The organism is Vicinamibacteria bacterium (assembly GCA_035620555.1).
Taxonomy (GTDB): Bacteria; Acidobacteriota; Vicinamibacteria; order Marinacidobacterales; family SMYC01; genus DASPGQ01.
The window spans coordinates 1-3,095 of sequence record DASPGQ010000806.1; the positions used below are offsets into that span (position 1 = coordinate 1).

Consider the following 3,095-nt stretch of genomic DNA (forward strand, 5'->3'; position numbering starts at 1 on the left):
AGAAACCTCTGGCCGTGGATATGGAGCGGGTGCTGCATCGCATGGATCGCTTCCCGGTCGTTCACGAGCCGGAGCTTCGCGACCTCGCCGACGCGAAAACGCCAGTCGATTCCGAGGTTCTCCCGTTCCGTCGCCCTCTCGCGCAGGATCCAGGAGACTTCGCCGCTCGTCGTGGGGAAGTTCATCTCCGGCATCGTGCCGCTCCACTCCACCGGGGGAAAGTACACGCGGTCGGCGCGCAGCCGTTGCATGAAGGTCGGAGAAAGTCCCCGGGTCTCCAGCGTCAACAGGAGCTCATGGTCCACGGGGCGATCGAACGAGCTCCGGAAGGGCTCGAGATCTCGGGCGACGTCCACGTGGGTGCGGAGCGTTTCGAAGGGCAACGGTCGGCCGACCCTCTCCTCGGAGACATCGATGCGGCCGAGGACCGTATCCTCGAAAACGAAGCTTCCGAAGCCGTGCTCCTGGAGCTGCGCCCGGTTGCGAAGCTCGAAGCTCCCCGCGCGGTCGAACGGGACCTCGACGATGTAGCGCTCGGCTGGTGCAATGACCACGGAGTCGGCCAAGACTTCCCGTTCGTACTTTCCCAGGTCCGAGCCCACGATCTTGATCGGGGCGCCGCCGAACGAAACGTTGAACGTGCGGGTGTTGGCGACATTCGTGAGGAAGAACCGCACGACCTCCCCGCCTTTCACCGAGAGTCGGTACGATGGCTCTCCGTTCACGAGCATGAGATTTCCGAAGCGCCCCATGAGCGCGTGAGTCGCCCGTCCCTCGCCGTAGGGAAAGATGCCGTCGCCGGTCACGAGAAGGTCGTCGAGCATCAGGACTTCTTCGCGGTGGACCTCGTTGAAGAAATCCGGCGCGGGTGCCCGGACGAGCATGTTCCCATAGAGGCCGAGATCCTGCTGAATGTCCTCGCGATGGTGGGGATGGTACCAGTAGATGCCTGCGTCCTTGAAAAAAACACGGTATTCGAAGCTCTCCCCCGGCAACACGGGGTCCTGGGTCACTCCAGGGACGCCGTCGAAGCGGTTGTCGAGCCGTACGCCGTGCCAGTGAACGCTCGTGGGAAGCTCGATGCGGTTTCGAAACAAAATGGTGATCGTCGCGTTCTGCTCGACCTCGAGCAGCGGGCCCGGGTACTGCCCGTTGAAACCGTACATGACATAGTCGTGACCGTGAATCGTTCGTTTCACTTTCGACGCCACGAGCTCGAAGGTATCGCCGTCCCCGAGCGAGATCATCTCCCGTGGGCTCGCGGACTCGATCGTTTCACCGGGGACGGCGCGCGGTAGAAACGGCTCGACGTTCGGCGACAGCGCCTCGAGCCCGGGGATCATCGTCAGCAGAGGATGCATCGGTGGATGGGGCCAATGCGAGCCATGATGGGCCGCGCGCGAAGAGGTTGCGGGAAGCATGAGGTGGTTGTCCTGCTGGATCCGCGAGCTGGGCGACGTGCCGCGCAGGACGAGTCTCCCCTCTCGCGCGGTCACGTCCGGGGACGCTTCCGCGGAGACGATGACGACGAACTTGTTCATCGCGATCGGGCCGAGCGCGGGATTCTCGCCGTTTCTCACCTCTCCCAGCTTGACCAGGGGGCTCATGACCGGCGTCGTCACCCACGCCACGTAGCTCGTGTAATCCCCGAGCGAAGAGGGTTCCGGAAGCGACGAGAGCTGGACGTCGAGCTCGTAGCGGTGATGCCCTTCCGCCGAGACGGAAATCCCGAAGGGCGACGGCGGGTGGCGAAGCGTCACCCGACCCTCGACGTATCTCAGGTCTGGCGTCGGGACGAGATCGATTCCGTAGATATCCGGGTGGCCCTCCTGGGCGAGCGCGGCGAGAAGCACCAGGGGAGCCAGGGCCATGGTGCACGATCTTCTTCCCAGCTCGGGGAGCCTGTCAATTTCGTCGACCGCTGTCGCGCGACATCGATCTCTTGCGCAGGCCCCGCGGCTGAGCTACAGTCAAAGGCATGACGTTTGGCGTTTCCCTGGGTCGCTGCTGTTGTCGCTGGGGAACGCGCGAGCGTCCCTAGAGCCCACCTCGCGACGTTCCCCGAGCAGGATCGAACGTTACCCATGTGCAAGCCGTTTCCAAGGGGAATTTCTGCATGAGTCGTATCCACGTCATCCACGAGAACGCCGAATGGACCGCGCCTTTGTTCGAGGAGCTCGACAACCTGGGTCTGCCTTACGAGGACTGGTCCTTGATCGAGGGGCGCATCCATCTCGACCACGAGCCGCCCGACGGTGTCTTCTACAATCGGATGAGCGCGTCCTCACATACACGCGGCCATCGGTACTCTCCGGAGTACGCGGGAGCCGTCCTTGCCTGGCTCGAGAGTCATGGGCGCCGCGTCTCGAACACCGGCAGGGCCCTTCAGCTCGAGCTCAGCAAGGCGGCCCAGTCTGCCGCCCTGCGGGCGTTTGGAATCCCCACGCCGCGCACGATTGCCGCCATCGGACGGCGGGGCGTCGTGGAAGCCGCGCACGCCTTTGACAACGCCTTCATCACCAAACACAACCGAGGAGGTAAAGGGCTTGGCGTGCGCTTGTTTCGAACCAGGGAAGCTCTGGCGAGCTATGTCGAAGGCCCCGAGTTCGAGCCGTCCCCGGACGGCATCACGCTCGTTCAGCAGTACGTGCAAGCGCCGGCGCCCTTCATCACACGATGCGAGTTCGTGGGTGGCGAGTTTCTCTACGCGGTCCGGGTCGACACGTCGGACGGCTTTCAGCTCTGCCCCGCCGACGCATGCGACTCGGACGACAGGCTCTGCCCTGCCTCCCAAGCGCCGCGACACCGCTTCGAGATCCTCGACGATTTCGACCATCCGTTTCTGCCCATGCTGCGCCGTTTTCTCGGGGCGAATGGCATCGACATGGGGGGCGTCGAGCTCATCGAAGACAAGCAGGGACGTTCCTATGTCTACGACGTCAACACCAACACGAACTACAACGAAGACGCCGAGCGCCGGGCCGGCAAAGAGCGGCTCGGCATGCGAAGCATCGCCCGATATCTCGGAGAGGAGCTCGCCCGCGTTCAGGGAGAGCCATCGATCGCCAGATACGCCGTGAGCTGATCGTCGCCCC

At 63.7% G+C, this 3,095-nt stretch carries 2 protein-coding genes; one reads left to right on the forward strand and one right to left on the reverse strand.

The genetic code is table 11. The features are described 5' to 3' along the window. Positions 1-1,871: multicopper oxidase domain-containing protein (locus VEK15_32300; GenBank protein HXV65422.1), on the reverse strand; the 1,871-nt coding region annotated here is incomplete at its 3' end. Positions 1,872-2,116: 245 nt separating this feature from the next. Between VEK15_32300 and VEK15_32305 the strand changes: the two genes are divergently transcribed. Further along, complete coding sequence (locus tag VEK15_32305) at positions 2,117-3,085, forward strand: alpha-L-glutamate ligase (protein ID HXV65423.1); 969 nt, start codon at positions 2,117-2,119, stop codon at positions 3,083-3,085. Positions 3,086-3,095: the final 10 nt, after the last annotated feature.

What these genes read in the sequence shown, in the direction of transcription:
- VEK15_32305 (HXV65423.1), top strand. Translation starts at nt 2,117, where the DNA reads ATGAGTCGTATCCACGTCATCCACGAGAACGCCGAATGGACCGCGCCT.